Consider the following 2,748-nt stretch of genomic DNA (forward strand, 5'->3'; position numbering starts at 1 on the left):
TGTCAAGGACCGGGGCCATGGATCGCATGAGGGTCGGCCAAGCGGATCGCCCTGGTGAGCTGTCAGGGAGCGGCGATTCGAGTTCGCGGCGTTGACGCGGTCGGTTCGGCCAAGCGGATCCGCTACTGACTACCGGGCTTCGGGGGCCGAGGACTTGCGACGGCGGGTGGGAGGCGGATTGCGGAAGCTGTCGCCTTCGATGACGAGGATGTGGGCGTGGTGGAGCAGCCGGTCCATGGCGGCGCTGGCCATCAGCGGGTCGCCAAAGAGGGGCGGCCACTCTTCGATGGAGCGGTTGGAGGTGATGACGGTGCTACGGCGCTCGTAGCGCTGGCGGACGACTTCGTAGAGGTCCATCGGCTCGTCCTGGGTGAGGCCGCGCAGGCCGAGGTCATCGATGATGAGCAAGTCAGGCGAGGTGAAGCGCAGGAGGCGCTTGTCGTAGCTGCCTTCGCCCCGGGCGGCGCGCAGTTGCAGGAGGAGTTCGTGGGCGCCGACGTAGAGGGCGCTGAAGCCGGCGCGGCAGGCGCGGTGGCCGAGGGCCTGGGCCAGGTGGGACTTGCCGACGCCGGTGGGGCCGACGATGAGGACGTTGTCGTTGCGCTCCAGGAAGGCGCAGGTGCCCAGCTCCAGCACCTTGGCCTTGGGGACGCTGGGGTTGAAGTGGAAGTCGAAGTCCTCGAGGGTGCGGGCGTGCTCGAAGGAGGCGCGGCGCACGCGCTGGGAGAGTTGCTTGGAGTCGCGGCGCTCCACCTCGTCGCCCAAGAGGCGGTAGAGGAATTCAGAGTGGGAGAGGTTGTCGTCCACGGCCTGCTGGGTGCGCAGTTGGAGGGACTGGAGGACACCGGACAGGCGCAGCTTCTTGAGCATGGGAATCAGCTCGTCAGTGGGACTCAATTTCAGACTCCTGGGGCACGGCGGGGTGGTGAAGCAGCTCGGCCACGCTGCGTGCGAAGCGCGGCTGAGGCAGGCAGGACGTCGCGGGGGCGGCGAGGGCCAGGGGTAGCGGCTGCAAGTCCAGCCCCTGGCGCAGCAGATTCTTCAGGCCGCCGTAGGAGTAGGTGCCGTAGTAGTGGGCGCGCCGTGCGGCGGCGCGGGCGCGCTCGGGCGGGAAGCCCTCCAGGTGCGTGACGATGGCCTGCACGGCGCGCAGCTGGGAGAGGACGTCGTCGGAGTCGAAGACGGCGCGCACGTAGGTGAGGACGTCCTCGCCCAGCCGCGTGGCGCGCTCCTCCCAGTAGCCGCGGCTGCGGTGGCGCAAGTCAGCGCGGTGCTGGGGCAGGTGCTCCTCGTGGGTGACATAGAGGCCCGTGCCACGCCGGGCGTGGGTGGCGACGCGGACGTCCTGGGCGTACACCTCCAGGCTTGCGTCGGTGACGCGCAGCCACACGTCGCTGCCCACCAGGCGCCAGGGCGCCGAGTAGAAGCGCCTCTCGAAGAGGACGTGGCTGTCCTGGTGGACGCGCGTGGGCTTCCAGACGACGGGAGTGAAGCGCTTCTGGGGCGGGGGCCGCAGCGCGGGCGCCTCCTCCTGCCGGAAGACGTCCACCGGGCGCCTCCCCGTCGTCCCGTGCCGCCGCACGTTGGCCACCTGGGCCAGCCACTCTTTCAACTCCGCGCGCACCCCCTCGACGTCCTGCCCCTGGCGGCCCTTGAAGAAGCTGGACTGGACGTATTTGACGCCCGCCTCCACCTTGCCCTTCTTCTGGGGCGCGTACGGCGGCGTCGGGTCGACCTTGAAGCCGTAGTGGCGGGCCACCTCGCGGTAGCTTCGGTTGAGGGCTGACGGCACGTCCGGCGTGAAGGCGGCCCTCAGCACGGCGGCCTTCAGGTTGTCCGGCACCACCGTCTGCACCACCCCGCCCAGCGCCTCGAAGGCCTCCACGTGCAGCCGCAGCCACGTGGGCAGCGACTGCTCGAAGACGACGTCGGCCCAGAGGTAGCGGCTGTGCGCCAGCACCAGCACGAAGACCCACGCCTTGCGCAGCCTCTTCTCTTGGGGGCACCGCAGCTTCCCCACGTACCCGAAGTCCACCTGCGCCACCTCGCCGGGCGCCGTGACGACGGGGATGGCCACGTCCTCCGCCCTCACTCCCTGGGCCTTGCGCAGCTGCCGCACCAGGCGCTTCACCGCCGAGACGCTCGCCGCGTACCCCGCCACCTCCAGCCGCAGCCTGTCGTGGATGGCGCGGGGCCCCAGCCCCTTCTCCAGCAGCGCCTCCACGCGCCCCTGCAACGCCGCCAGCGAGGACGTCTGCTGCGGCGCCACCCGCGAGGGCAGGTGCGTCTGCACCAGCGCCTTGAGGGCCTCCAACTCCGGCACCTCCTCCGGCTGTCCCTCCAGCGCCCCAGCCGCCTTCAGCGCCGTGCGGTACGCCCTCTCCGTATTCGGGCCCATCCCCAACAGCCGGGCCACTTCGCGCGCACCCGTCCCCATCCGGTGCAGCCGCACCAGCTCTCTCAACCTGTCCATGTCGACTCTCCGGTAGCTCATCCGCGCGCTGTCCCTGCCCGCACCGCCCTGCCGGTGCTCATGGACGCGCGAGGATGCTCGCGTGAGGCCGCCGGGTAAGAATTCACCCCGCCAGCGGACCTCGTTTCTTCCTGATTCCTTCAGGGCGGCGGGGGCGCCGCCCTCCTGCTACGCATTGCGATCCGCTTGGCCGACCCAGGACTGATCCGCTTGGCCGACCCCGCTACGAACAGCTTGGGTGACCCCGCTGCGATCCATTACCCCGGCCCATGACA

At 70.2% G+C, this 2,748-nt stretch carries 2 protein-coding genes; both read right to left on the minus strand.

Annotated elements, in window-relative coordinates; genetic code table 11:
• Positions 1-129: 129 nt before the first annotated feature.
• Positions 130-897 (minus strand): IS21-like element helper ATPase IstB, encoded by a 768-nt coding sequence (istB, locus tag D7Y15_RS43010; RefSeq protein WP_121756180.1) that lies wholly within the window; start codon positions 895-897, stop codon positions 130-132.
• Complete coding sequence (istA, locus tag D7Y15_RS43015; RefSeq protein WP_121756181.1) at positions 884-2,473, minus strand: IS21 family transposase; 1,590 nt, start codon at positions 2,471-2,473, stop codon at positions 884-886. The genes istB and istA overlap by 14 nt, the downstream gene beginning before the upstream one ends.
• Between the last annotated feature and the right edge of the window lie 275 nt (positions 2,474-2,748).

The sequence above is a fragment of the Corallococcus sp. AB030 genome (genome assembly GCF_003668965.1).
Taxonomy (GTDB): Bacteria; Myxococcota; Myxococcia; order Myxococcales; family Myxococcaceae; genus Corallococcus; species Corallococcus exiguus.